Source organism: Gilliamella sp. Choc5-1 (genome assembly GCF_001690595.1).
Taxonomy (GTDB): domain Bacteria; phylum Pseudomonadota; class Gammaproteobacteria; order Enterobacterales; family Orbaceae; genus Gilliamella; species Gilliamella apicola_M.
This window is the reverse complement of sequence record NZ_LZHH01000074.1, coordinates 1-2,832: the sequence shown is the minus strand read 5'-3', so window position 1 is coordinate 2,832 and position 2,832 is coordinate 1. Positions and strand designations below refer to the sequence as shown.

Below are 2,832 nucleotides of genomic sequence, written 5' to 3'. Positions count from 1 at the left end.
GCTTTGGCAATGGAGAGCGCATTTTCAAGTTGGGTGATTGCCGCTTGCATATCGAGCTGTTTGCCTTGCGCTTTGGGCTCGGTTTGGGTGGTTAAGTATAATCCCCGTGCAGCTGTTATGGCGCCCCATTCGTCGGTTCTTAGCTCAAAGCCTTCGCCACGCTGCGCTTTGCTTTGGTCAACTAAGTGACCGATATTAAGTTGCGTTTTGCCGTATTCGGTGGCCAGTTTGATGTGCTCTTGCCCGCGTTTATCATCCATGCGCAGTTTGTTGTTGGCCGGGGTGCGAATGACATTGCGGTGTTTGTTGATGGTGGTGATAGGGTCAGGGTGAGCACTGTCGTGCATGGCATGGGCTATATACGGCCTATCGGGGTTGCCGTTCATAAAGGCAATGGCCACTTCGGTGCCGTCAATTAAGGGAAAGTGAAAGCCATAGGTGCTGCCTGCATACGGTTTGGCTAAACGTATCCAAAGGCTTTCTTCGCCATTTTTCCATGTTTTTAGGTCAAAGTTAAATTTAACGCGGTAGCGTCCTTGAGTGTCAATATAGCCATAGGTGTCATTGTCGGGACTGGTGACCCTTGCCGGTAAGGTGCCGCTGATTTGGGGCCAGCGGATAGGCGTCGGGCGGTAGAGCGTTAATGCCTGATAAGGAATCGCAGTAAATTCGAGCTCGTATGCATCGGTGCGGTTACCGTGTCCTTGTACACTTAAAATAATTACACCGTCATTGATATTATTCAGTGGACTGCCTTTGAGGTTAATCCATTGACCCGGTGCTAGCGCGTAGCGGTTGCTTTTACCGTGAATAATAACTTGTTGGCTGATTTTTTGTTCGTGCCGTAGGCGTGCATACCATTCACCACTTTCGATGTAGGTGTCATTATGATGGTTATCACGATGATAGTTATTACTATCATTATCACGATTATCACTCTCACCATCGTTATCATCATTGCCATTAGCGCCATTAGTTTGACCGTTATCATTGAGTCCTTTGTAGTGCTCTTCATAACGGTAATCAGTGCCATAGGTGGTGGTGCTTTTCGGTTGGGTATTGATGTCTTTGTGCAAATCCGTATTGGCGGTTCGATAGTTATAATCATTTACCTCAACTGATGAGGCCACCACGGCACTGTGTAAGCGAATATCCCAAACGCTTTCGGTGCCACCATCTAAGGTGCCACTCGGTGGTTTGTTATCTATGTCGGCCACCTGAGCATAACCTTGCTCATAATCACTTAGCACCATGACATCACAGTTGTGCTCAGCATGCGTTTCAAAGCGAAACCAAATCCCCAAATCCGCCAATAAGCGTTGTATGAACTCAAGGTCACTTTCTTGCCATTGGGTAATAAATTCTCGATACGGGTAGGTGTCTTTTAATTCCAAGCGGTAATCAATGCCGGTAAAACCATGGCTGCGCAGTATCGATTCCACTACACTTACCACGCTTTAGTTTTGAAAAATGGCACACTGTTTTTTCATGGCTAACAACGCTAAGCGGGATGATAAAACAACTTGATAATGCGCTTGCTCTTTACTGACCGATAGCTGACTAAATGCGGTAACCACCCCATGAAGTGTGCGCCCGTCACTGATGGCCGGTAAGCCACCTAGTGAGCGTATTGCTTCTGTTAATGGCTGGTTTAAAAAGGGATTAAATGAGAAAGTGGCGTTTTGGTTAAGCAGTGAATCAATGGCAAGGGCTTTATCGGGACTGGTAAATTCAAGGGTATAATGCCACGGCTGGTTAAGCCGCTCATCGCCTTTAACCTGTAACACCGACACCGGCGAACTCAGCCCCTCAACGGTTAAGGTATAGCGATTATGGCTCAGTTTTTTTAAATGACCCAATATCCCGTCATCAAGCTGCTCTAAAAGACGCTCTAACGCACTTGCCATGTTTTTTCCTTTCCTTATTTATTGATTTAATTAGAATAAAAGGGAATACCTTTGGTTTGTTGTTATGATTTAAATGGTTAATATTATTGCTTTTAGTTATTAAATATAGCTATCGAATGTAGTTATCTAATATAGTTATCTAATATAGTTATCTAATATCGATTAGCTACCAAATATCGTTATTTGATTGATAATCTAAATAAGTTAAACAGCACCAATCATAGCGCATTTTAGGGCAACATTTAACTCATTTTTAACGATGTGTTGTTTAATATTAATAATTCAAGTTAGTTTAGTCGCGTTGTTTTGGCGGTGAAATGGTGGTTAGAAAAGCAATAATAATAACGTTACCCTTGTTTATTCATGCATGATTTTTTAGGATTTTTTACATAAACGTAGTGCACTCCTGAAAGTTTTTGACAAAAATGGCGGATTTGTTTGTTTTCTTGATAGCGTAAAAAAACTGAAACATTGACCTTACGGTGTTGTTGGCGCTTTTTACTTTTTTAGTTAAATCAATTTGTTATGAATTTAAAACGGTATAGACTCCTGAATATTTTTTACAAAATAACTGGCAAAATAAACCAATAAATCGCCCCCACTTAATGTGAGGCTGCCGCTTTTTATTGCTTGGCTAGCTTTTTATAACTTAAGTCTGATTTTTTTAGGATTTTTTACATAAACGTAGTACACTCCTGAAAGTTTTTGACAAAAATGGGGGATTTGTCTGTTTTCTTGATAGCGTAAAAAAACTGAAATATTGACCTTACGGTGTTGTTGGCACTTTTTACTTTTTTATTTAAATCAATTTGTTATGAATTTAAAACGGTATAGACTCCTGAATATTTTTTACAAAATAACTGGCAAAATAAACCAATAAATCGCCCCCACTTAATGTGAGGCTGCCGCTTTTTATTGCTTGGCT

At 41.3% G+C, this 2,832-nt stretch carries 1 protein-coding gene and 1 pseudogene; both read right to left on the bottom strand.

Annotated features, from left to right (window positions below):
• The coding region (locus A9G35_RS13900) for a type VI secretion system Vgr family protein (RefSeq protein WP_255305980.1) at window positions 1-260 on the bottom strand (260 nt) is incomplete at its 3' end.
• Between the two features lie 12 nt (window positions 261-272).
• Window positions 273-1,907, bottom strand: a pseudogene (locus A9G35_RS06530) (type VI secretion system Vgr family protein); the annotation flags it as partial.
• Between the last annotated feature and the right edge of the window lie 925 nt (window positions 1,908-2,832).